Raw genomic sequence first — 23,280 nt, 5'->3', positions numbered from 1 at the left:
TTTCAGTCATTTGCAGTAAAAACCTCATCTATCGCCTGAACAATCAGATCCAGACAGGGACCGTCGGAAAACCGGTGATCCGCATCCTTGACCAGCAGCAGCCGCATGTCCGGCCCTGTGGCATGTTCCAGCAGCCGCGTGGCGGTGGCAACGCTGACGGCGGTATCTGCCGTGCCCTGCAGGAACCGCACCGGGAACGGCAGATGCAACGGTGCCCGCAGCACCAGCTGTTCACGCCCGTCCGCGATCATGCGCGGCGTGACCAGATAGGGCTCCATGTAGTCCGAGGGCAGCTCCACCATCTGCCCCGCCTCGATCTGCGCGCGCTGCGCATCGGTAAAATTCGCCCAATATCCGTCTTCGGTGAAATCCGGTGCCGCGGCGATGGTCACCAGCCCCGCCAGCCGCTCCGGCTGCGCCCGCGCCAGCAACAGCGCCTGCCATCCCCCCATGGAGGAGCCCACGGGCAGGATCGGCCCCTGCGTCAGCGCCGCCACCGCCTCGGCCGCGTCCTCGGCCCAGTCGCCGATGCAGCCATCGGTGAAATCGCCCGACGATTCGCCATGTCCGGAATAATCGAAGCGCAGGAAGGCCCGCCCGTTGCGGCGCGCCCATTCCTCCAGGAACACCGCCTTGGTGCCCATCATGTCGGATTTCAGACCGCCCAGAAACACGATGCAGGGACCCGCCCCCTCGGTCCGGTGATAGGCCAGCCTGCGCCCTGATTTCGTGTCCAGAAATGCCGGTATGGTCATGGTGCCCCCTTTTTCGGGTCATCATGCGCAACACCGGGTCCAAGGGCAACCGCGAGAATCCCGCGTTACCGTTGTACCGGCGCGCCCGGCGGGCGCGCGGGGCTCAGCCGCTGACGTAGGTCGATGTCTTGGGCCGGTAAAAGATCTTCTGACCGTGAAGCCGACCCAGCAGTTCCTCGTTCTCGCGCTGGTCATCCTCGATCACCCGGATCGATTCCATATGCGCCGGGTTGTCGCTGCCCAGGGCAAGCCGCATGCGGGACAATTCACGACCACGGGCGCGCAGCGCTTCCTCGATCATGTCGACATCCGCAATCGTCAGGTTGAATGTCCGGTTGTAGCTTGCCATGCCGCGCTCCTTCACGGAAATGTTGCCGGGGTCCTAGTGTCGCTTTTACGCTCTTGAACGTCGCAGTCAACGTATAGTTTGACATTCACAGCCCTTCGGCCTCGGTCAGCCCCCGCGCGGTGAAAAATGCGGCAATCGCCATGACGGCAAAGAGCGTCAAAGTGGCCTCGGGCCCGATCAGCGCGGCCCCGCCGCCCAGCACCCCCGCCCCCAGCAGCAAGACCCCGATGACGGTATTGGTGACAGCGGCATAGGCCGCGCGCCGGCCCTCTGGGGCGAGGTCCACCAGATAGGTGGACCGGCCCTGCCGGACCCCGTGATAGGCGATCATCAGGACAAAAAGCACCAGCGGCATCGCCATCCACTGCCCCGCCACCCCCAGCGCCCAAAGGGCAACGCCCGCGCCCATGGCAACAGCCCCGAGAAGGCCCGAGAACATCAGAACCCGGCGGCTGGAGTGATCCGCAAGCCGCCCCCAGACATAGGAGCTGACCAGCGAGGCCAGCGCCGAGGCCAGCACAAGGGCGCCGAGCCTGCCCAGCGTGCTCTCCCCGGACAGGACCACCAGATAGGGCGGCGCCAGTGCCGTCGACACCAGCAGCCCCCGCGTGATGATGAAACGCCACAGCACCGGGTCTTCCCTGAGCACCGCGAAATGGGCAATGGTATCGCCGCCGGTCTCGCTCCTTTCCTCCTCCAGGGTGGTGAACAGCAGGGCGGCAGCCCCCCAGAACAGGGCGGCCAGGGCAATCGCGGCAATGACCAGCCCCGCGCTTTGCCCCGGCCCCAGGATCAGCAGCGCGGCAAAAACCAGCACACCGACAGAGGAGGCCGACCCCGCCAGCCCGGTCACCGCACCGCGCCGGGACAGCGACACCGTCTTGCCCAGGATCGCCTTGTAAGAGACCGAACAGGCCGCCCGGCAGACCGCCAGCAGCGCCAGCGCCGCGCAGATGGCAAGGCCCGCCGCCTGCCCCTCCAGCGACAGCGCCGCCAGCACGATCATGCCCGCCGCCAGCCCCTGACCGGCGCTGCCCAGCACCCATATCCATTTGCGCCGGGCCAAGCGCTGCAACAGCGCCGCAAGCGGCATCTGCGGCAGCAGCGCCCCCGCCTCGCGGATCGGCACCAGCGCGCCCGCAAAGACCGCAGGCGCCCCCAGCGCCGTGAGCAGCCAGGCCAGCACCAGCTTGGGGTCGATCAGCCCGTCCGCCACCTTGGTCATCGACAGCGCCGCGATATGCCGCAAACCGTTGCGCCCTTCGCTCGGGCCGGGCTGGCCGGCCCCTTCCTCGCCCGCGATCCTGCTGAAAACGCCCTCTGCCGTGCTGTCCGTCATCCACTTTTCCGCCATGCCCATGATGCAGATGCAGTTAGGGCGTCGCCTGCGAATGAAAAGCGCGGCCAGTGGCAGATGGCGGGGTTATGGGCTGGGGTTGGTGCAAAACGGGATCGCCGCCTTGCCCTGCCCCCTACCTCTACCTCTACCTCTACCTCTACATCCGCGCGCGCGCGCTGGCGGGATCATACATGCTGTCATGGGTCACCACCGCCTCGCGCATTTCGCCATGGACGGAGACCTGCAGCGCCGTGCCTTCGGCCGAAAGGACCGGTGGCACCAGCGCCATCGCGATGTCATGGGCGAAATGATAGGAATAGCCGCCCGATGTCACACGCCCGACCAGTGCGCCCTCCTGATACACCCCCTCGTCCGCAAGGACGGAGGTATCGCAGGACGGCAGTTTCAGCGTCACCAGAACCCGCGCCGGCCCCGCCGCCGCTTCCGCCCGCAGCGCATCGCGCCCCAGGAAATCGCCCTTGTCCAGCTTGACGAAACGGCCCAGCCCGGCCTCCAGCGGCGAGATGTCCTGCGACAGCTCGCGGTTGATCGCGCGGTAGGATTTTTCCAGCCGCATCGATTCCAGCGCCCGCAGGCCAAAGGGCACCATACCATGCGCCGCCCCCGCGTTCAGCAGCAGGTCGACCAGATGCCGGTTGTAGGCGACGGGGTGGTGCAATTCCCACCCCAGCTCCCCGGTATAGCTGACCCGGATCAGCCGCACATCCCGTGCATAGCCGACCTCGCCCAACTGGGCAGAAAGCCAGGGGAAGGCCGCGTTCGACAGGTCGTTGTCGGTCAAGGGCTGCAGGATCTCGCGGGATTTCGGACCGGCGATGGCAATGACGCCAAGCTGCTCGGACAGGTTTTCCAGGATCACGCTGCCGTCCTGCGGCAAGAGCCGCGACAGCTGGTCAAGGTTGCGGACCTCGCCGTTCGGCGTGCTGACGAGATAGAAATCGTCTTCGCCATAGCGCACCACCGTATATTCCGCGTCGATCCCGCCGCGCGGATTGCAGACCACGCTCAGACTCAACCGCCCCACTTTCGGCAGCGCATTGGCCATGATCCCGTCCAGCCAGGCCGCCGCCCCGGCCCCGCGCACGCGGAACTTGGTCATCGGCGACATCTCGATCAGCCCTGCCGCGCTGCGGGTCGCCCGCACCTCGGCCTCGACATGTTCCATCGACCGTGTCCTGCGAAAGCTGGCCTCCGGCAGCGCCAGCTCAGGCGATGGCGCGTACCAGTTCGGAATCTCATAGCCGTCAAGCACGGTCCAGACCGCGCCCTTCGCCGTCAGAAGGTCGTAGGACCCCACCGTCTTCAGCGGGCGGCCCGCCGGCGTATCCTCACCCGGGATATGGGCCAGCATGTGCCGCCCCCAGGTCTCGCGCACCTTGTCGGCGGTCCAGCGCTTGGTCACGTAATCGCCAAAGCGCCGCGGGTCGAGCGCGGACATGTCCATGCCCGGGTCGCCGTTCAGGATCCAGCGGCTCAGACGCGCGCCCATGGTGCCGCCCCAGAGGATGCCACCCGGCACCCCCTCGGCCAGCCACAGCCCCTCGTGGCCCGGGGCAGGACCGCACAGCGGCATCTCGTCCGGGGTCATCTGGAAGGGTCCGCGCGTATTGGCCTTGATCCCCACCTCGCCCAAGGTCGGCACCCGCTCGATGGCCCGCTCCCACTGGCTCTCGACGGCATCGAAATCCTCCGGCAGCAGGTCCGCGCCGAAATCCTTCGGCACCCCGTCCACGGCAAAGAGCTTGAGATCCTTCTCGAATTCATAGGGTCCGAACTGAAAGGCGCCTGTGTCCTCGCGCAGATAGGCGCCGTAATCCTCGTCGCGCAGGATCGGCAGTTCGGGCAGCCCCGCGGCCTTGCGGTCTTTCAGCGCGGGCACCACTTCGGTGGTCCAGTATTGATGGACAATCGGGATGCAGGGCAGATCGAGGCCCACGCGCTTTGCATTTTCGCGGGCATAATTGCCGGTGGCAAAGACCAGATGATCGCAGGTGATCTCGCCCTGCGAGGTGACAACCTTCCAGCCGCCGCCGGGCCGCTTCTCATAGGACAGCGCCTCGGTGTTCTGATAGATCTTGGCACCCTGATCCCGCGCCAGCCGCGCCAGCCCCTGGGTGATGTCGGCCGGGTTGATATAGCCATCCTCGCGGTGAAGGATCCCGCCGAAAATGGAGTTGCTGGGCGAAAGATAGGGATGCTGTTCCTGCACCTGCTCCGGCGTCAGCAGCTCTGCCGGAACGCCTGCCGCCTCCGCGATGCTGATATAGCTCTGGAACTCGTCCCAGCGGTCCCGGGTGTTGGCAACGCGCAGCTGGCCCACCTGACGCAGCCCGCAGGAGGTGCCCAGCCGGCGTTCCACATCCGCATAGATCCGGATCGTTTCCATCGTCATCTGGCTGATGACATGCGAGCGCACAAAGGTGACCAGCAATCCCGCCGCATGCCAGGTCGACCCGGCGGTCAGCTGGCTGCGCTCCAGCAACACGGCATCGGAACACCCCTGTTCGGTCAACCCGAACAGGATGGATGCGCCAACACATCCCCCTCCTACGACAACGACCTTGGCATGTGATTGCATGAGCATCCCCTTTGAAATTTCTGGGCGAGGCTATTCCGCCAAACCGCAGTTGTCCCGTGCAAGACCGCAACCCGAAAATCGCTTCGCGCAGCTGCGGCGCTGCGCCCGAATCCCGCTGGACGACCTTACAAGGGCGGAGACTAGGTCGTGTTGCTGCAGGGTGAAAGCCGGGGATGCATTTGCGCTCGCCCGTCTGTCAGCCCGCAGCAACTGACCCGGAGCGCGGCGCTCTGACCGAAGAAGGACGGGCCAAAAGCCAAGCGGTCAGTCGTGAGAATGCAGCGATGGGCGGGAACGCACCCCTTGCGGCCATTCTCCCATCTCGCGACAATGCGGGCAGACAATGGAAATTGAGTGTCAGGCGAACCGAATGCTGGAAATTTCACATCTGGACCATCTTGTTCTTACGGTTTCTGACCTGGACAAGACCTGCGCGTTTTATGAAAAAGTTCTTGGCTTCGAGGTCACCACCTTCGGGCAAGGAAGGAGGGCGATGGCGTTTGGCAAACAAAAGTTCAATCTGCATCAGGCAGGTCAGGAGTTTGAACCAAAGGCACTGCGCCCCACACCAGGGTCGATGGATCTGTGTCTGATAACGTCGCTCTCCCTGGACATCGTTGTGGAAATGCTCAGGCGTGCGGCCGTTCCGATAGAGGCCGGGCCCATCGCACGCACCGGCGCCCAAGGGCCTATTCTTTCGGTCTATATACGCGACCCGGACCATAACCTGATCGAGATTTCGAGTTACGACGCATGACCGGTTGACCCCGGTTCTGCGCAAATGAAGACATGTCATTTTTGACATGTCAGATTGCTGAAAAAGCACGTTCCTGCACCCGCCCCCCCGAAACAACGAAATCGTTCTTCCACGACGCCAGCCACAAGCCTTGGCCCGGGTGTCAGCCCGGGCCGCGCCCGACCCTCCCCCCGGGAGGGCGCTTTTGGTGACTTCTCGTATCACACTGACAACATTGACATTTGTAAGGGAGGCGCTCCGAATGCGCGTCTCAATGCGCCCTCCCAGGCTCGGGCGCGGCCCTTCGTTCAAAAACGGAACGCTGAGCACAGAAGAACGATTTACCTCCGGCGGCAGCCGTTTCCGGGTTTTTCAGCAGCCTCACATGTCATTTTTGACATGTCTTCATTTGCGGATCAGCGCCGCGCGCATATGGCACCTTCATGGCTGGCGCAGCGGAGGTCCGGAAAGCGCCCTTTCCGTCTCCCCCCGCGCGGAATCAAGGCCGCAGGCCGCCGCGCATCATGCCAAAGGCATGTCTCCGACATGACGGGCCGTCCCCTGGCACGGCGATTTGGCTGCTGTAATGCCAAATCGTTATGTAGGATGTGCTTGGCCGCCATAAAGTGCCAGTCACAGAGGTCGGATCGCCGCACCACGGCCCGTAAATGCGCGGCTTGGGTTGCTTGGCGAACGGCAGCTTTGACCTTGTGATTTCAACTGATCGCCGCAACACATGCTTCAAATTTCTCAGCGGGCGTTTGGTATTGCAAGGTCTTGCGCGGTCGCTCATTGGCAAGGCAGTCGACACTCTCGCAAGGGCAAGCCCCCCGCTGCCGCCCGCCGCGCAAACATCAGGGCGAAACCCGGCTTTCCCGACACCATCCGCCAAAAATTCCCACAGCGCGCCCCCTTCGGTGCCGCCCGAGGTTGACAAGCCCCCGACCAGGCGCGATGTCTGCGCCCTCATAACCCGCAACCGGGCGTCTCGTAGGCGCCAAACCGACGAGGAGGCCCAGATGGCCCAGATCACCCTTACCCTTCCCGATGGCAATGCACGACAGTACGACGCAGGTATCACTGCGGGCGAAGTCGCGGCAGACATCTCCAAATCCCTCGGCAAGAAGGCCATCAGCGCCACCGTGAACGGCGCCCATTTCGATCTGGCCTGGCCGATCGAAGGCGACGCCGACATCGCCATTCACACCATGGCGGACGAGGATCAGGCCAACGAACTGGTGCGCCACGACCTGGCCCATATCATGGCCCGCGCCGTGCAGGAAATCTGGCCCGACACCCGCGTCACCATCGGCCCTGTCATCAAGGACGGCTGGTACTACGACTTTGACCGCGCCGAGCCCTTCACCCCCGAAGATCTGGGCGAGATCGAAAAGAAGATGAAAGAGATCATCAACAAGCGCGATCCCGTCCGCACCGAGGTCTGGGACCGTGATGTTGCACTCAAATACTACGAAGAGCGGGGCGAGCCCTACAAGGTCGAGCTGATCGAAAGCATTCCGGGCGACGAGCCGCTGCGCATGTACTGGCATGGCGACTGGCAGGATCTCTGCCGGGGTCCGCACCTGCAACATACCGGTCAGGTGCCGGGCGACGCCTTCAAGCTGATGTCCATTGCCGGCGCCTATTGGCGCGGCGACAGCAAGCGCCAGATGCTGCAACGCATCTACGGCGTGGCCTTCACCGGCAAGGAAAAGCTGCGCGCGCATCTGAACATGCTGGAAGAAGCCGCCAAGCGCGACCACCGCAAGCTGGGCCGCGAGATGGACCTCTTCCACATGCAGGAAGAAGCCCCCGGTCAGGTCTTCTGGCACCCCAACGGCTGGACCATCTACACCACCCTGCAGGACTACATGCGCCGCAAGCAGCGCGCGGGCGGCTACCGCGAGATCAACACCCCCCAGATCGTCGACCGCAAGCTGTGGGAACTTTCGGGCCACTGGGACAAGTACCAGCACCATATGTTCATCGTCGAAGTGGACGAGAGCCGCGACGGCCAGAATGACGATGCCGCCGCAACCAACAAGGCCGAAACCCGCATCAATGCGCTGAAGCCGATGAACTGCCCCTGTCACGTGCAGGTCTACAATCAGGGCCTCAAATCCTACCGCGACCTGCCGCTGCGGCTGGCCGAATTCGGCTCCTGCACCCGCTACGAGCCCTCCGGCGCGCTGCACGGCATCATGCGCGTGCGCGGCTTCACCCAGGATGACGCCCATATCTTCTGCACCGAGGAACAGATCGAGGCGGAATGCGCCCGCTTTATCGAATTCCTCGCCGAGATCTATGCCGAGCTGGGCTTCCCCGAGTTCGAGATCAAATTCGCCACCCGCCCCGAAAAGCGCGTGGGGACCGAGGAATCCTGGGATTACGTCGAAAACGCGCTGGAGGAAGCGATCCGCAAGACCGGCCGCACCTACACCCTGGAACCGGGCGACGGCGCCTTCTACGGCCCCAAGCTCGACTTCTACCTGACCGATGCCATCGGCCGTGTCTGGCAATGCGGCACCTTCCAGGTGGACCCGAACCTGCCCGAACGGCTTGATGCCACCTATATCGGCGAGGACGGGGCCAAACACCGCCCCTTCATGCTGCACCGCGCCACGCTGGGCAGTTTTGAACGCTTCGTCGGCATCCTGGTGGAGGAACACGCAGGCAAGCTGCCCTTCTGGCTTGCCCCGCGTCAGGTTGTGGTCGCCTCCATCACTTCCGAGGCCGATGACTACGTGCAGGAGGTCGTGGCCGAACTGCTGGCCGCAGGCGTGCGCGCCGAAGCGGACACGCGCAACGAAAAGATCAACTACAAGGTCCGCGAACATTCGGTCGGCAAGGTGCCCGTGATCCTGGCCGTCGGCGCGCGCGAGGTTGAGGACAGAACAGTCTCCGTCCGCCGTCTTGGCGAAAAACAGACATCCGTGCAGCCGCTTGCCGAAGTGGCTGTAACATTGGCCGCCGAGGCCACGCCGCCGGACCTGCGCGCGTTGTAACATTCACCGGGCGGTGCCTGCCGCCCGGCCCCCGCCTGAAACAATTTCGCCGCAATGGCGCTGTCTTCGCGCAACTTTCACCGGATTTCTCACGTTTCTCCTGACAGGATCGTGACACACCTGCTCGTGAATGGTGCTAAGGTCCGGTGACTGCTTTACTCAAGGCATCACATGTTCCACATGACGAATACAGGAGGCTTTATGTCCAACACCATGAAATCATTCGCCATTGCAGGCGCAGTTGCCGCCGCGATGACGGCGCACGGCACCACGACCGCCGAAGCGGCATCCAAGGAAAAATGCTACGGCGTCAGCCTTGCCGGTGAAAACGATTGTGCGGCCGGCCCCGGCACCACCTGTGCAGGCACCTCCGTGACCGATTATCAGGGCAACGCCTGGACCCTGGTTGACGCAGGCACCTGCGCCGAGATCGAGCTGCCGCAAATGGCCGACGGGACGCCACGCCAGGGCTCTCTTGAGGCGCTGGACCGCGACCCGCCCGCATAACCCAAGGATCCGCACCCCGGGCCATCTGTCCGGGGTGCCACTCTGCCCCCGACCCCAGCTGCCCGGAGCGATATGATGCTTGACGCGGCCCGCCCGTTTGACCACCTGCCGAATGCCCCCGGCGTTGGCTACAAACCCCAGCATTTCAACGACCTGCAGAATGACCCCGGCGATGTCGCCTGGATCGAGGTCCATGCCGAAAACTATATGGGCGACGGTGGCCGCCCGCTGGCACAACTGCGCGCCCTGTCGGAAAAATTTCCCCTCTCGGTACATGGTGTCGGCCTTTCCATCGGCGGCGAAGGGCCGCTGGACCGCGACCATCTCGCCCGGCTGAAAAAGCTCTGCGACTGGGCCAAACCGGCCAGTTTCTCCGAACATCTGGCATGGTCCACCCATGGGGCGGAATTCCTGAATGACCTGCTGCCGCTGCCCTATACCCGGACCACGCTGGCCCGCGTCGCGGACCACATCAATCAGGTGCAAGACAGGCTGGGGCGGCGGATGCTGCTGGAAAACCCTTCCAGCTATCTTGTTTTTGACGAGTCCGACTTGTCTGAATGCGACTTTTTATCCACGCTGACCCGGCAAACCGGCTGTGGTCTCTTGCTGGATGTGAACAATGTCTTCATTTCCGCCACCAATCTGGGGATCAGCGCGCAGGCCTATATCGATGCCTATCCGACCGACCGGGTCGAAGAGCTGCATGTCGGCGGCCATGACGAGGATCACGACGATCATGGCGCGCCGCTGCTGATCGACAGCCACGGCAAACCCGTGGCCGATCCGGTCTGGGCCCTGCTGGATTATGCGCTGGCGCAGACCGGCCCGAAACCGGTGCTGGTGGAATGGGACAATGATGTGCCCGACTGGCCCATCCTGCGGGCAGAGGCGCAGCGCGCCGCAAGGGCGCTTGCCGGATGACTGCGCAGGAGGCATTCCGGCAGGCCCTGCTGGACCCGGACCAGCCGGTGCCGAACGGCCTCAGCGATGGCAAGGCCAGCCCCGCCGGCCGGCGCTATGCGGTCTACCGCAACAATGTCACGGTCTCGCTGACCGAAGCGATGAACACCGCCTTCCCGCTGGTGCGCAAGCTGATCGGGGGGCAGCGGTTTGACCGGCTGGCGCTGGAGTTCATCCGCGCCTTTCCACCCCGCTCGCCGCTGATGATGTTCTACGGCGCTGATTTTCCCGCCTTCATCCAGGGTTTCGCCCCCCTGTCGCAGATCGGCTATCTGGCCGATGCCGCCCGGCTGGACCTCGCCCTGCGCCGGTCCTACCACGCGGCGGATGCCGCAGCTTTCGATCCGGCCCCGCTGGCAAGCATGACCCCGGCGGCGCTGACGGAACTGCGCCTGCCGCTGGCCCCGGCCAGCGTGATCCTGCGCTCGGCCTGGCCGCTCTACGACATCTGGCGCTTCAACATGCAGCCCGATGCGCCCAAACCCGCCGCCATACCGCAGGACGTGCTGGTCACCCGGCCCGAATTCGACCCGGCGCCGCATCCCCTGCCCGCCGGTGCCGCCGACTGGCTCGCCGCCCTTGCCGAAGGTCTCACCCTGGGCGCAGCGGTGGACAGGGCCACCGCATGCCACGCGGATTTCGATCTGGGCCGCAGCCTGACCGCCGCCCTGAATGCCCGGGCCTTCACGGCTCTTTGATCAAGGACACGCTATGACATCACTCCTGTCTCATTATTTCGCCGTGACCGACAGGCTGGCACGGGCAGACTGGCTCCTGTCGACGCTTGCAAGGTTCCTTGTTGCCGCGATCCTGCTGGTCTACTTCCTGAACTCCGGTCTGACCAAGCTGGGCGATGGTCTGGCAGGCCTCCTGATGCCTTCCGCCGGCGCCTATGCCCAGATTTTCCCCAAGGCGTTCGAGGCCGCAGGATATGATTCCGACGCGCTTTCCGTGTTTCACCAGATCGTCGTCATCGCCGGAACCTGGGCCGAATTCATCCTGCCCGTCGCCATCGTGCTGGGGCTGTTCACCCGGCTCGCGGCGCTTGGCATGATCGGCTTTGTCGTGCTGCAATCCCTGACCGACATCTACGGCCACGGCCAGACCGATGCCCTGGGGGCATGGTTTGACCGCTTCCCCGATGCGCTTGTGCTGGATCAGCGCGGCCTGTGGGTGTTTGTCCTGCTGGTGCTGGTGATCAAGGGCGCAGGCCCCCTGTCATTCGACCGGGCGTTGCGGGGCAGCATGGGTCCTGCCTGAGGGCCCGGGATCAGGAAGCAAGCGCTTTGACCTCGGCCTCGACCTGGCTGCTCCACCCCAGGAAAAGCGCATTTCCCGCCGCAATCAGCGGCCGTTTCATCACCGCCGGATGCGCCTTGATCAGGTCCCGCGCCGCCATGCCGCGCGCCGCCTCGTCCAGCCCCCGCCAGGTCGCCGAGCGCGTATTGACCAGTGCCTGCTGAAACTGCTCCAGGGCCGCATCCAGCACCGCGTCGGGCAGGCCATCGGCCCGCACATCCACCAGTTCCGCAGCAGGCAGCGATTTCAATGCCTTGCGGCAGGTGTCACAATTCTTCAATCCATAGATGCGCATTTTGCGGGCCCTTTTGTTATTCCCCGGTTGTTTATTGCAGGAAATTTGGACGGGAAACTTGATTTTCCGGCACAGTGCTCAATCTTTTTACCTGTGGGCCCGGGCGATGAACGGGCACACCCTGCCGCGGCAGGAACAGCAAAGATCAAAGGAGGCACGGACATTATGCCAACTGGCACCGTGAAGTGGTTCAACACAACCAAAGGGTACGGTTTCATCGCACCCGAAGGTGGGGGGAACGACGTTTTTGTACATATATCTGCAGTGGAGCGGTCCGGCCTGACCGGCCTTGCTGACGAGCAGAAAGTGAGCTTCGAGCTCACCGAGGGACGCGACGGGCGTCAGATGGCGACCGATCTGGCGCTGCTCTGACCGATCCGGTCCCGGCGGCATGGCACCGGGACCGCCCGATCACATCAGTCGCAGCCCTTGAGGCCCGCCTGACAATGCGCACGCGCCGAGCGCACGTAAGTCTTCCTGACCGGTTTGTGTCTGCGTACCGGATGGGCCATGGCCTGCTGGTATGAGATGCTCTGGTTCGGCGTACCGCAGCAGATGACCCCCGCGATGGTGATGGGCTGCAGGCCCGCCGGGCAGTAATTTGCGCTGGCCGGATAGGCATAAATCTTGGGCTGAGCCGCGACCTGCGCAGGCATCAGCGTGGTAAATGTCATGGCGATGGCGGCCATCGCGCCGGTTGTGAAACGCATATTATCCCTCATTTATCATACCGCTATATCGCCCAAGTGTGACCGCGCGGGGCGGAGCTGTCCAGCGTTTATTGCCGCATTTGCCGGTGTCCAGGGGTGACTGGCGCCCGCCCCTACCCCAATTGTGCAGGCAGATGCTGGTAGCCGTGAAAGCGGATGCGCCCGCCGGGCACGCGACCCTCCGTGAGCCGGTAGGACGGATAGCGGCGCAGGAAACGGGCAATCGCAATACGCCCCTCCATCCGCGCCAGGGTCAGCCCGACGCAGACATGCGGCCCGCCGGCAAAGGCCAGATGCCGGTTGGGCCGGCGCGCGATGTCAAAGACGCCTGGATCCTCAAACACCGCCGGATCGCGGTTGGCGGCACCGATGCACAGGTGCAGATTGCTGCCCGGCGGAATCCCGTACCCGCCCAACGTGACCGGGGCCGTTGTCTCACGGTTGCCAAACTGGTTCGGAGACCGCAGGCGCAGCACCTCTTCCACCATCGTGTCGATCAGGGCGGAATCCTCGATAAGCCGTTGTTTCTGATCAGGAAAATCATTCAGCAAGGCAAGGCCATTACCGATCAGGTTGGTCGTGGTCTCATGCCCCGCATTCAGGATGAAAATGCAGTTCTGGATCAGCTCGGTCTCGGTCAGCCTGCCGCTGTCGTCACCGTTGATCAGGCGGGTCAGCACATCGGTTTCCGGATCACCCGGATCGGCGCGGCGGCGGGCGATGAGGTCTTGCAGATAGGTCTTGAATTCTCTCACCGCCCGGTGGCCACGGGCCAGCTGCGCCTCGGTCAGCGTGGGTTCCAGCGCGCCGAGGATGGCCAGCGACCAGTCCCGCAGGGGCGCGCGTTCTTCCATCGGGACATCCAGCAGGTTGCCGATGATCTGGATCGGGATGGAGGAGGCGAAATCCTCGATCAGGTCGGCCTCCGGCGGCATGTCTTCCAGCAGGTGATCGACGGTGGCAATCAGCCCCGGCTCCATCCGCGCCAGCGCTTTTGGCGTCAGCGCCGAGGTCATGATGCGCCGCACGCGGGTGTGCAACGGCGGGTCGTTGAAAACGAGGCTGGTGGTGTGGTGTTCGTAGAGCGGCGAGCCAGGGCCGAACTTGGGCGCGAAGGCCTGTTTCTTGTCCGAGATATAGAGCGTGGTGTCGCGGTAGATCGCGTTCAGATCGGCATGGCGGCTGATCAGGAATGACCCGTCGGGCTGCGGGCAGACCGGGGCCTCGGCCAGCAGGCGGTCGTAATGCGGGAAGGGATTTTCAAGGAAATCCGCGGGGGGATGGGACAGGTCGAACATGGGCAGAGTCTGGGGGGATTTTCGCGGCTGTCAATGAGGTGCCGGAGGGCTCACAGGTGTGAACATTAAGTCATTGTTAATGTTTATTTATTTCTGGTTTCCGGTGCGCACCGTGAGGTCTTTGTCCGGGACCACGCGCCCGGACCGGGAAACCGCAGGCTGGGTTTCATCCCGCGGTGCCGCCGCGTAGATCGCTGCGTGCCCTGGCAATGGCCGCTGTTCAGCCCAGCCAGACGGCCTGTGCGGCATCGTCCCAGCCCAGCGTATACCGCGTGCCATCGGTGAGGATGGGGCGGGCCATCAGGGCGGGCTGGTCCAGCAGCTGCGCCTCGGCCTCGCTCTCGCGCATCCAGACGCTGAGGTTGCGGTAGGTCTGGGATTTGCGGTCGATGATATTGTCCCCGAATTCCGCGATCAGGGGCGCCCATTCCGCCTCGCTCAGCGGATCGGCGCGGACATCGCGCAGGGTGACACGATGGCCCGCGTCGCTCAGCGCCTTGGTGGCTTTCTTGCACTCGGAACAGGTGGGCAGGCCGTAGAGGATCATGTTGGAGGCTTTCCTTGGGGTATGGGCATATGGCGTTTCATGTTCCATTAACCTTGATTTGCCACAAATTGACCATGCCCAATTACCGTCGTCCCCGCCAGCCTGGTGCCAGTGTGTTTTTGACCGTCACGCTGGCAGAGCGCGGCGCGTGGTGGTTGGTGGACCATATCGAAAGCCTGCGGATGGCGGTGCGCAGGACGCGGGAAGAGCGGCCCTTCAGGATTGATGCATGGGTCGTCTTGCCCGATCACATGCATTGTGTGTGGACCTTGCCCGAGGGGGACAGGGATTTCTCGACTCGGGTGCAGGTGATCAAGGCCAGGTTTTCGCGCAGAGTGCCAATGGGCCATCGGCGGCTGAGCCATGTCGTGCGGCGAGAGCGTGGCCTCTGGCAGCGGCGGTTCTGGGAGCATCATATTCGAAATGAGGCCGATTTTCACAACCATATCGCGTATTGTTGGCACAATCCGGTGAAACACGGATTTGTGGAACGCCCCGAGGATTGGCCATTTTCATCATGGCATCGCGACCACCCGTAGGGTGCGCATTCATGCGCACCGGCAGCGCCAGGTTGCGCGGGAGGAGCGTCCGTAAGGTGCGCATTCATGCGCACCGACAGCGCCAGGTTGCGCGGGGGAAGCGACCGTAGGGTGCGCATTCATGCGCACCGACAGCGAAAGGTTGCGAGGCGGGAGCGACCGTAGGGTGCGCATTCATGCGCACCGATAGCACGAGGTTGCGCGGGGGATGGTGCGCAATGAATGCGCACCCTACGGTGAATTGAAAAGGAGCACCGCGCCCGAACCGAGGGGCTGGTGCGAAGCGCCCGCGTCACGCCGCAGGCGTGCCTCCGGCACGACGGGGGCGGTTCGGGCGCTGCCAAATCGGAGATTTGGCATAATGTAGAATAATTTGCTGAAAATCGAAATTTATATGCAAGAAAAGTTGAGCCCAGTCATGTTTAGTTTCCAAGCCCAATCCTATCGGAGAGCATTTTCCTGTTACCCGCATCTGTAATTTCGGAAAAATCATCGTTGTTGCCCTTACTTGTTTTCTCGCGAAAAGTTTTTACCAAGCCTAGCGCTTCCCAATGTAAGAGGATGTCATGAAAATCACCTTCCTCAATCTTGACATTTTGCACCTCTACAATTCGAGATTCTTTTCCCCCAAGCGCAAACACGGCAATTTTTCGACTAAGTTCTCTGTGAATCAGCGGACCACGCATGCTAGGTGCAACAAACGCAAACACCTTGCTAGAGGCCACCAAGATCTGCGAAGTTTTTTCGGAAGCCCATTCGTTGCCGTACTCATCATGAACCATCTCAAAATGCAATACATCTAAATTGAAATCTCGTTCTACTTCAAATTTTTCTGGCAATATAACTGGGCTTTCAGACTGAGCAGCTTTCTTCAACTCATCCTTCTGTAGCGTTAGCTCTGCTATTTTCTTTAGAAGTTCAGGGCTAGCCGCTAAGTCGCCTCGCACCCAACCTGGTCGTGGCTTTGTTGCTTTGGAATGGTCAAGTGCTTCACGTACAAGCAACTTCAGCCCATCAATCGTTGACCAAGTTTTCCGCAGTCTGCCGTTTGATGCAAGGGCGATAAATTTATTCAATTTTTCCCTAGCATCCCGATCCTGTTCGGTCTTATCGGCTGGCAACTTGTCAATGTCTTCGCGGAGCATAAAAAGGACCGGAATTTTCTTTTCCACCGCATAACGAAATTCTTTCTCCGTGTAGCTATGCCCATCGTCAGATAGGCTTCCGTATCTGCCCGCAACTATCAGTACATAATAATCACACTGATCTATAATACTCTTGATGAACTCAAATTGCTCTTCATCCGCAGCAGGAAACGCTTCCATGCCGACAGGTATATCCCCTGCACGGATAATAGTTTCCTCAACCCCTTTTCGTTCTTCTACAAGGTCAGTGTACGTTGAGCTAATGAATACCTGATATTTCTTACTCACCCAATAACTCCCTCAAACTCCCGCCATTCCACCTTGGACATCCCTGAATTCTCCTGCGTCACCTCTTCAGCATCCGGCGCAGGCAGCATTCATGCGCACCGGCAGCGAAAGGTTGCGCGGGGGATGGTGCGCAATGAATGCGCACCCTACGTGGGGTCGTTCAAAACGCCCTCAAACTCCCGCCATTCCCCCTTGCTCATCCCCGACGTCTCCTGCGTCACCTTTTCCCCCTTCAGCATCCGCCGCAGGCAGTCCAGCGCCTTGCCGGAGAGCGTCGCCCCCCCAAGACGGTAATCCTCGAAGGCGCCGTAAGCGGCTGGCACCCAATCGGCCACCACCTTGCAGATCGCATCGGCATAGACCCGGATCTCGTATTGCGCATGGGCGTCGGCGCGCAGGCGCAGGAAGTGGAACAGGTTGTGCAGGTCCACCTTCCAGTACCATTGGGTATAGACATTGGCGGGCAGGTTCATGCGGGCCAGTTCGCGGGCCAGACCGTCCTGGCCGTCCTGGTTGATCATCTGTTCGTAATGGTCATAGGCGCGGTTGCTGTCGGATTTCAGGATTTCGAGGACGCGGGCGGCCTCCTCCCCCTCCAGCACACCGCCGCGGCCCTGGTTGTTGACCACGGATTGCGCGTTGATGTGTTCCGGCGCGGGGATGTAGAATTCGCGGTCCAGGATCGAATAGCGGGCGGAATATTCGTTCACGTTGGCGGTGCGGTGACGGATCCACTGGCGCGCGACGAAGACGGGCAGTTTCACATGCAGCTTGATCTCGCACATCTCGAAGGGGGTCGAATGCCAGTGCCGCATCAGGTAGCGGATCAGCCCTTCGTCGTTCTGCACGCTCTTGGTGCCCTTGCCATAGGAGACGCGTGCGGCCTGGCAGATCGCTGAATCGTCGCCCATGTAGTCGATCACCCGGATGAAGCCGTGGTCGAGCACCTCATGCGCCTTGTAGAGATGCGCCTCCATCCCCGGCACGGTGGCGCGCAGGGTCTGCTGCGACTGGCTGCGCAGGGTGTCGATTTCGGCTTGTTGCTCTGGCGTGAGGGTCATGGGGCGCGTCCTGTGATGGGCTTGGGATTCGGGATTTACTATATCTGCGGCGGTGCACCACAGGAACCACGATATGCGGTATTGTTTTTGGGATGCACTGGGGCAGGAAAATGACACACCCCCCTATCGCGCGTTGACAAGGCAGGCGGGGGTTTGGGAGGGTGCGAAAAAACAAAGATATATATTGAGGGCAGAAAAAATGAAACGCACCGCAATTGCGCTGACCTGGGCCGCTGTTTTCTTGTCGGCCTGCGGCGGCACGCCGCCTTTTGGTGGGACAACCACGGATACGGGCGGCGATCCGGGCAATGGCGTTGCCCCGATCCCCGAGGTGCTTGCGGGCAATCTTGAGAGTTTCACCTATGATCCGCGCAACCAGACGCTGACAGTGGTCGGCACACCCGCCGACGACGGCCCGCTGACCGGCGTCTATCGGCGCCGTGCGGCGCTCGACCAGGCCGGATACCAGGCCTATACGGCGCAGGATGGCTCGCTCGACCGGCACAACACCGCCTTCGTGCGCGAGATTGACGGGGTGCAGGCGGCCGTGATCGTGAGCGGCGTGCAATTCCAGCAGGTCTTTGGCGGGCTGGCCTATTCCAACGAAGCCACGGCCTATTCCCCTCCGGTGGAGCCGGGATCGGAAACAGATGGCGGCCTGGTCAGCTATGCCGGCACTTATGTGGGATTGCTGAACGGTCCGGGCTCCAACGAGGATCTGCTGCCGACAGCCCCGGGCACCAACCCTGCCGTACTCTCGGCGCAGGCTGCCGAGACACGGGGCGACGTTCTGATCACCGCCGATTTCTCGGACGCGCAGGTGGCGGGGATCATCTACAACCGGATCGCGGTCGATCACGACAACTCGGGTCCCGGCATCTTCCCGAACGCGGCGAACCCGCTTCAGCTGGAGGATATTGCGCTCGATAACACGGGAATTGCCGAGGACGGGACATTTCAGGGCATCGCGACGCAGAACGACATCCCCGTAGGCGATTACGGTGGCATCTTTGGCGGAGACGGCGCGACGGCGGTGGCGGGCGGCATCCGGGTCGACGACCACATCGACACTTTCAGCAACGAGATCGAATGGGGCATATTCGTGCTTGCCGCCTGCGGGCAGCCCCAGGCCGATCCGCTCTGCAACCAGCCCCACCCGTAAGCGCCAGTGATGTGCCGGGGGGGCAGGAAGCGGTGGCTGCGGGCGGCAGCCCTAGGCGCCGTGCTCTGCGCGCCGCTGACGGCCGGTGGCCAGACCCCGGCCCCGCCACAGGACAGGGCCCAGGAAACCCGCATCACCCTGCCCGAGGCACGCGCGATCGCGGTGCAGGCATTGAAGGACGGGGAGCCGGTGCTGGCCTATCGCCTGGCCGAGGGGTTGCTGCAGGCCGATCCGCGTTCGGCCTTTGCGCATTTCACGCTGGCGCAGGCCCATAGCCAGTTGCAGCAGCCGAGCGAGGCGCGCCGCGCTGCCGCCCGTGCCTACCGGTTGGCGGAAACGCCGCAGAACAGGTTCGAGGCGGCGCGCCTGGCAGCCTCCATGTCCTACCGCGAAGACCGCAAGACCCTCTCCCAGATCTGGGTACGCCGGGCGGTCCAGAATGCGCCCGACGCGCGGACCGAGGCCCAGCTGGGCCGCGATTATGCGCGGCTGCGCGCCGAGAACCCCTGGCAGTTCAGCATCCAGGGCGGGCTGCGCCCGTCCAGCAACGTCAACAACGGCTCGGAAATGGCGGTGCAGATCATCGACGGGCTGCCCTTCATCGGCACCTTGAGCGGCGCGGCGAAGGCGCTGTCGGGAACGGTCGGGCATCTCGACACGCGGCTGGGCTACAAGCTGCGGCAAGACCGGACCAGCCGCACGACGCTGGAAGGGCGGCTCTACGTCCGTCGGGTGGCGCTGAACGACAGCGCCAAGGCGCAGGCGCCGACGGCCACGAACAGCGATTACGGCGCGACCTTCGCCGAGTTGGGGCTGAGCCATGAGCAGGTCCTGGGCGACGGCGGCACGCTGCTGCAGACCGACGTCGCTGCCGGTCGCTACTGGAGCGGTGGCGACGTATCGTTCGATTTCCTGCGGCTGGGCGCCGGGGCGGCCTGGCGGCTGAACAATGCTACGCGGCTGAACCTGGGCGCGAAGCTGGAACAACGGCAATCGGCCCTTGGCGACCGCTTCGACACCACGGTGCTGGATCTTGATGCCGGGCTGCGGCGCAAGCTGGAGAACGGAGACGGCATTTCGCTCGCCCTGAACCTGCGGCACACGGACAGCGATTTTTTCAACGCGCGCTACAGCGCCGCCACGCTGCGCGCCAGCTATGTGCTGGGGCGGCAGATCGGGCCGGCGCAGGTCTCGACAGGTATCACGGCGGGCTATTCCGACTACCCCGATTTCGCGGTCTTCTTCGCCGTGCCGGGCGGGCGGCAGGACCGGTCGGTCTTTGCCGACGTGAATTTCTTTTTTGCCGACCTCGACTATGCCGGTTTCGCACCGAACCTGCGCATCAGCGCCGGGCGCACCTCGTCCAATGTCAGCCGTTACGAGACGCGGGAGCTCTCGGTATCGCTGGGCGTGCGGTCGAAGTTCTGACGCCCCCTGCCCGCGCTGTTCGAAGGGCTGGCACTCTGCCCCGACCATGCTAGGTTCTGCCCGAGAATGCGAAGAAGGAGCCCCCGCATGCCGATCAAATACCTGCACACCATGGTGCGCGTCAAAGACCTTGATGTCTCGATTGATTTTTACAAGAAACTGGGGCTGATCGAACGCCGCCGGATCGACCATGAGGGCGGGCGGTTCACGCTGGTGTTCCTGTGCCCTCCCGGCATGGATGACGGCCATGCGGATGTGGAACTGACCTATAACTGGGACGGGGATGATGAACTGCCCAGCGACAGCCGGCATTTCGGCCATCTCGCCTATACGGTCGAGAATATCTATGACATGTGCCAGAGCCTGATGGACCAGGGTGTGACGATCAACCGTCCGCCGCGCGACGGGCGCATGGCCTTTGTGCGCAGCCCCGACAACATCTCGGTCGAGCTGTTGCAGGAAGGGGATGCCCTGCCCGAGCAGGAGCCCTGGGCGAGCATGGAAAATACCGGTCATTGGTAAGAGCCGCCGCCCTTCTGATGCTGCTTGCCGTTCCCGCGGCGGCGGCTGACTGCCGTCTGGCGCTGGCGCTGGCGATGGATGTCTCCAGTTCGGTGGATCCTTCCGAGGACCGGCTGCAGCGGCAGGGCACGGCGGCGGCACTGGCATCGCCGGAGGTGGCCGCGGCCTTCTTTGCCGCGGATCTTCCGGTGGCGCTTGCCGTTTACGAATGGTCGGGGCGCTATAACCAGCAGGTCATTCTCGACTGGACGATGATCGACAGCCCGGCGGTCCTGACCGGGGCGGCACAGACCGTGGCGACAAGCCTGCGCGGTCATACCGAGTTTCCCACCGCCATGGGCTATGCGCTGGGGTTTGGCGCGGGCCTGCTGGCGCGCGCGCCCGATTGTCTGGACAAGACCCTGGACATGTCGGGGGACGGGCAGAACAACGAAGGGTTCGGCCCCGCCATCGCCTACCGCGAATTCGCCTTTGACGGGGTCACGGTGAACGGGCTGGCGATCAATGCGGCCGATTTCGAGGGGGAACTGGGGCTGATTGCCTTTTACCGGCGCGAGGTGCTGCACGGGCCGGGGGCCTTTCTGGTGATCGCGGACGGTTTTCCCGATTTTGCCCGCGCGATGCGCCAGAAGCTGGTGCGCGAAGTCTCCCCGGCGGCAATCGGCGGTCTGATGCGCCATAAGGAGGACAGGTGATCCGCCTGGCTGTGCTTGCGGGCGCCCTGATGCTGGGCAGCCTGCCGGGGGCGGGACAGGCCCTTGCGGATTGCCGTCAGGCGCTTGCCCTGGCGCTGGATGTCTCCGGCTCTGTCGATGCGCGGGAATATCGCCAGCAGATCGGCGGTGTGGCAGAGGCGCTGGACAGTGCGGAGGTGCGTGCCCGCATTCTGGCGATGCCGCAGGCCCCTGTCCGGCTGATGGTGTTCGAATGGAGCGGCCCGCAGGAACAGGTGGAGCTGGTGCCCTGGACCGACCTGGACAGCGCCGCCACCCTTGACGGGGTGATCGAGACCCTGCGCCAGACCAGCCGCCGCAGCACGCCCCCCGGCACGGCGCTGGGGGTGGCGATGGCCGAAGGGGTGCGCAGGCTCACTGCCCAGAGCGACTGCTGGAAGCGGACGCTGGATATTTCAGGCGATGGCAAATCCAACCTCGGCCCCCGCCCCCGCACCGTCAGGACACAGCTTGAAGACAGCGGCGTGACCATCAATGCGCTGGTGATCGGGGTGGACAACCCCCGCTCCACCGACATCCGCCAGGCCGAGATCGCGGAGCTGTCCTCCTACTTCCGGGCGGAGGTGATCATGGGGCCCGGCGCCTTTGTGCAGACGGCCATCGGTTTTGCCGATTATGCCCGTGCGATGAAGGAAAAATTGCTGAAGGAACTGGAGGGTCTGGTGGTTTCGGAACTTTAGCGCTTCGGGATATACCTGAATCGCTTGTTCGCTGCCTCTCCCTTCGGTCGAACGCGAAAAGTGATGTTGGATGTTTCAAGTCCATCCCGAAACGCTGTAGTCACCCGGACTCAAAGTTCGGTTCATTGAATACAGCTCTCAACGGCAGGTTCGCACCCGGCACCGAGGGCGGCCCTCCATTTGGCGAGGCATTTCCATTTCTCCATACTTTGCAGCATCTTGCGAGGTCGGAGTTTCGCACCCGCCGTTTTGCCGGAGGCAAACCTGCGGTTTGACGGGGGCGGGGTCGGGTGCGAACCGGATCGCAAGCGATCCGGAGGCAGGGGGAAATAATGCGCATTTTGTTTCCACCATATTGGGGCCTGCCCCAGACACCCCGGGCACAGATCAGTAGATATACCGGATCTGGTCGGTCCAGTAGCGTTCCATCCGTTTCAGCGACAGGGTGATGTCGGCAATGCCTGCAGGCCCCAGCACGCCCTTTTCCTCCAGCCCGTCGGCATGGCGCGAGAAGAGATCCGACACCACATCGCGGATGTTGCGCCCCTTTTCGGTCAGGCGGACCCGGACCGAGCGGCGGTCAATCTCGCACCGGTTGTGGTGCATATAGCCCATTTCGACCAGTTTCTTGAGGTTGTAGCTGACGTTGGAGCCCTGGTAGTAGCCCCGGCTTTTCAATTCGCCTGCCGTTACCTCATTGTCGCCGATGTTGAACAGTAGCAGGGCCTGGACCGCGTTGATTTCCAGCACGCCGACGCGTTCGAATTCATCCTTGATCACGTCCAGCAGCAGACGGTGCAGTCGCTCAACCAGCGAAAGCGCCTCTAGATAGCCCATCATGAAGCCCTTTTCCCGCATGGGGATGGCCATTGGTTCCTGAATGCTCATTTCTCTCTCCGACTCGGTGGGTTGGAGCGAAACTGCGCAAAAAAGCAGAATATTTCGTTAAATCGCCCCGCCTTCAACCTGAAACGCCGATACCGGATGTATCAGGTCAAAGGCGGGACGCTCCAATTGGACCGTGAGGCTGGCATGCGGTGGGGGTTTTCGCGGCGGAGCGGCGCCTGGTGACCTGCGCGGCACATCGCCGGTTTGACGATCAGTCAGAGACCAATGCGCAGGAAACGGGTCGGTTCGATGTCGCTTGCTTGTTTAGGCTCTGGACCCATCAATTCTATATACTCAGCGGCGATTTCACGAAATTTCAAAGGTTTGGGGCGTGCAGCCAATAATGGTTCTATTTGCAAGCGACCCAAGACGTTGAAATGAAGTGAAATCGCCGCCCTTCGGGTTTGACGGATTTTCCCGCAGCCTGCGTC

25 protein-coding genes are annotated in these 23,280 nt (G+C 62.9%); 13 read left to right on the top strand and 12 right to left on the bottom strand.

What is annotated here, in order from left to right:
- Positions 1-2 precede the first annotated feature (2 nt).
- The 4 genes from PVW51_RS22490 to PVW51_RS22475 form a co-directional block, all read right to left on the bottom strand.
- Entirely contained in the window at positions 3-755 is a 753-nt protein-coding gene (locus tag PVW51_RS22490; RefSeq protein ID WP_274577745.1) for an alpha/beta hydrolase, read from the bottom strand.
- Between the two features lie 103 nt (positions 756-858).
- Positions 859-1,104, bottom strand: a complete 246-nt coding sequence (locus PVW51_RS22485; RefSeq protein ID WP_269364879.1) for a hypothetical protein — start codon at positions 1,102-1,104, stop codon at positions 859-861.
- 85 nt (positions 1,105-1,189) lie between these two features.
- On the bottom strand, positions 1,190-2,443 hold the full coding sequence (locus PVW51_RS22480; RefSeq protein WP_274577741.1) for an MFS transporter: 1,254 nt from the start codon (positions 2,441-2,443) through the stop codon (positions 1,190-1,192).
- 157 nt (positions 2,444-2,600) lie between these two features.
- Positions 2,601-5,042 (bottom strand): GcvT family protein, encoded by a 2,442-nt coding sequence (locus PVW51_RS22475; RefSeq protein WP_274577740.1) that lies wholly within the window; start codon positions 5,040-5,042, stop codon positions 2,601-2,603.
- Positions 5,043-5,412: 370 nt separating this feature from the next.
- Between PVW51_RS22475 and PVW51_RS22470 the strand changes: the two genes are divergently transcribed.
- The 6 genes from PVW51_RS22470 to PVW51_RS22445 all read left to right on the top strand — a co-directional run bounded on the left by PVW51_RS22470 (position 5,413) and on the right by PVW51_RS22445 (position 11,513).
- Positions 5,413-5,799, top strand: coding sequence for a VOC family protein (locus tag PVW51_RS22470; protein ID WP_274577739.1), 387 nt, complete (start codon positions 5,413-5,415; stop codon positions 5,797-5,799).
- 998 nt (positions 5,800-6,797) lie between these two features.
- Positions 6,798-8,783, top strand: a complete 1,986-nt coding sequence (gene thrS, locus PVW51_RS22465) for a threonine--tRNA ligase (protein ID WP_274577737.1) — start codon at positions 6,798-6,800, stop codon at positions 8,781-8,783.
- Positions 8,784-8,984: 201 nt separating this feature from the next.
- Positions 8,985-9,290 carry a BufA1 family periplasmic bufferin-type metallophore gene (locus PVW51_RS22460; RefSeq protein WP_274577736.1) on the top strand — a complete coding sequence of 102 codons (306 nt, stop codon included), beginning with the start codon at positions 8,985-8,987 and terminating at the stop codon, positions 9,288-9,290.
- 75 nt (positions 9,291-9,365) lie between these two features.
- Positions 9,366-10,214 carry an MNIO family bufferin maturase gene (gene bufB / locus PVW51_RS22455; RefSeq protein ID WP_274577735.1) on the top strand — a complete coding sequence of 283 codons (849 nt, stop codon included), beginning with the start codon at positions 9,366-9,368 and terminating at the stop codon, positions 10,212-10,214.
- Entirely contained in the window at positions 10,211-10,951 is a 741-nt protein-coding gene (locus tag PVW51_RS22450; protein ID WP_274577734.1) for an HvfC/BufC N-terminal domain-containing protein, read from the top strand. The genes bufB and PVW51_RS22450 overlap by 4 nt, the downstream gene beginning before the upstream one ends.
- A 13-nt stretch (positions 10,952-10,964) precedes the next feature.
- Positions 10,965-11,513, top strand: a complete 549-nt coding sequence (locus PVW51_RS22445) for a DoxX family protein (protein ID WP_274577733.1) — start codon at positions 10,965-10,967, stop codon at positions 11,511-11,513.
- Between the two features lie 10 nt (positions 11,514-11,523).
- On the opposite strand, the gene PVW51_RS22440 is transcribed toward PVW51_RS22445, so the two are convergent.
- Positions 11,524-11,847 carry an arsenate reductase family protein gene (locus PVW51_RS22440; RefSeq protein WP_274577730.1) on the bottom strand — a complete coding sequence of 108 codons (324 nt, stop codon included), beginning with the start codon at positions 11,845-11,847 and terminating at the stop codon, positions 11,524-11,526.
- Between the two features lie 165 nt (positions 11,848-12,012).
- On the opposite strand from PVW51_RS22440, the gene PVW51_RS22435 reads away from it, so the two are divergent.
- On the top strand, positions 12,013-12,219 hold the full coding sequence (locus PVW51_RS22435) for a cold-shock protein (RefSeq protein WP_114275799.1): 207 nt from the start codon (positions 12,013-12,015) through the stop codon (positions 12,217-12,219).
- A gap of 44 nt (positions 12,220-12,263) precedes the next feature.
- Here PVW51_RS22435 and PVW51_RS22430 read toward each other — a convergent pair whose 3' ends face one another.
- The 3 genes from PVW51_RS22430 to PVW51_RS22420 all read right to left on the bottom strand — a co-directional run bounded on the left by PVW51_RS22430 (position 12,264) and on the right by PVW51_RS22420 (position 14,402).
- Complete coding sequence (locus PVW51_RS22430; RefSeq protein ID WP_269364862.1) at positions 12,264-12,557, bottom strand: hypothetical protein; 294 nt, start codon at positions 12,555-12,557, stop codon at positions 12,264-12,266.
- Positions 12,558-12,670: 113 nt separating this feature from the next.
- Positions 12,671-13,855: a cytochrome P450 gene (locus PVW51_RS22425; RefSeq protein WP_274577724.1), complete on the bottom strand. Its 1,185-nt coding sequence runs from the start codon at positions 13,853-13,855 to the stop codon at positions 12,671-12,673.
- A 220-nt stretch (positions 13,856-14,075) separates the two neighbouring features.
- Positions 14,076-14,402 (bottom strand): arsenate reductase family protein, encoded by a 327-nt coding sequence (locus tag PVW51_RS22420; RefSeq protein ID WP_274577722.1) that lies wholly within the window; start codon positions 14,400-14,402, stop codon positions 14,076-14,078.
- Positions 14,403-14,431: 29 nt separating this feature from the next.
- Between PVW51_RS22420 and PVW51_RS22415 the strand changes: the two genes are divergently transcribed.
- Positions 14,432-14,941, top strand: coding sequence for an REP-associated tyrosine transposase (locus PVW51_RS22415; protein WP_274577719.1), 510 nt, complete (start codon positions 14,432-14,434; stop codon positions 14,939-14,941).
- 422 nt (positions 14,942-15,363) lie between these two features.
- Here PVW51_RS22415 and PVW51_RS22410 read toward each other — a convergent pair whose 3' ends face one another.
- Together PVW51_RS22410 and thyX are read right to left on the bottom strand one after the other, a co-directional pair.
- Positions 15,364-16,374, bottom strand: coding sequence for a DUF4062 domain-containing protein (locus tag PVW51_RS22410; protein WP_274577716.1), 1,011 nt, complete (start codon positions 16,372-16,374; stop codon positions 15,364-15,366).
- Between the two features lie 146 nt (positions 16,375-16,520).
- Positions 16,521-17,435, bottom strand: coding sequence for an FAD-dependent thymidylate synthase (gene thyX / locus PVW51_RS22405; RefSeq protein WP_274577715.1), 915 nt, complete (start codon positions 17,433-17,435; stop codon positions 16,521-16,523).
- A gap of 199 nt (positions 17,436-17,634) precedes the next feature.
- Between thyX and PVW51_RS22400 the strand changes: the two genes are divergently transcribed.
- The 5 genes from PVW51_RS22400 to PVW51_RS22380 all read left to right on the top strand — a co-directional run bounded on the left by PVW51_RS22400 (position 17,635) and on the right by PVW51_RS22380 (position 21,961).
- Positions 17,635-18,597 carry a thymidylate synthase gene (locus PVW51_RS22400; protein WP_274577714.1) on the top strand — a complete coding sequence of 321 codons (963 nt, stop codon included), beginning with the start codon at positions 17,635-17,637 and terminating at the stop codon, positions 18,595-18,597.
- Positions 18,598-18,657: 60 nt separating this feature from the next.
- Positions 18,658-20,025, top strand: a complete 1,368-nt coding sequence (locus tag PVW51_RS22395; protein ID WP_274577711.1) for a hypothetical protein — start codon at positions 18,658-18,660, stop codon at positions 20,023-20,025.
- Positions 20,026-20,112: 87 nt separating this feature from the next.
- A complete protein-coding gene (locus PVW51_RS22390) occupies positions 20,113-20,547 on the top strand; it encodes a VOC family protein (protein ID WP_114275807.1) in 435 nt (144 codons plus the stop codon).
- 17 nt (positions 20,548-20,564) lie between these two features.
- On the top strand, positions 20,565-21,242 hold the full coding sequence (locus tag PVW51_RS22385) for a DUF1194 domain-containing protein (RefSeq protein ID WP_274577707.1): 678 nt from the start codon (positions 20,565-20,567) through the stop codon (positions 21,240-21,242).
- A complete protein-coding gene (locus PVW51_RS22380) occupies positions 21,239-21,961 on the top strand; it encodes a DUF1194 domain-containing protein (protein WP_274577705.1) in 723 nt (240 codons plus the stop codon). Before PVW51_RS22385 ends, PVW51_RS22380 begins: the two co-directional genes overlap by 4 nt.
- A gap of 387 nt (positions 21,962-22,348) precedes the next feature.
- Here the strand turns inward: PVW51_RS22380 and PVW51_RS22375 are convergent, their stop codons facing one another.
- Positions 22,349-22,849 (bottom strand): MarR family winged helix-turn-helix transcriptional regulator, encoded by a 501-nt coding sequence (locus PVW51_RS22375; protein ID WP_274577704.1) that lies wholly within the window; start codon positions 22,847-22,849, stop codon positions 22,349-22,351.
- Positions 22,850-23,064: 215 nt separating this feature from the next.
- A partial coding sequence (locus tag PVW51_RS22370; protein WP_274577703.1) for a hypothetical protein occupies positions 23,065-23,280 on the bottom strand: 216 nt, incomplete at its 5' end.

The organism is Sulfitobacter sp. PR48, assembly GCF_028807335.1.
Classification (GTDB): domain Bacteria; phylum Pseudomonadota; class Alphaproteobacteria; order Rhodobacterales; family Rhodobacteraceae; genus Sulfitobacter.
Note: the sequence above shows the minus strand (reverse complement) of the source record. Positions and strands in the feature narration are given on the sequence as shown.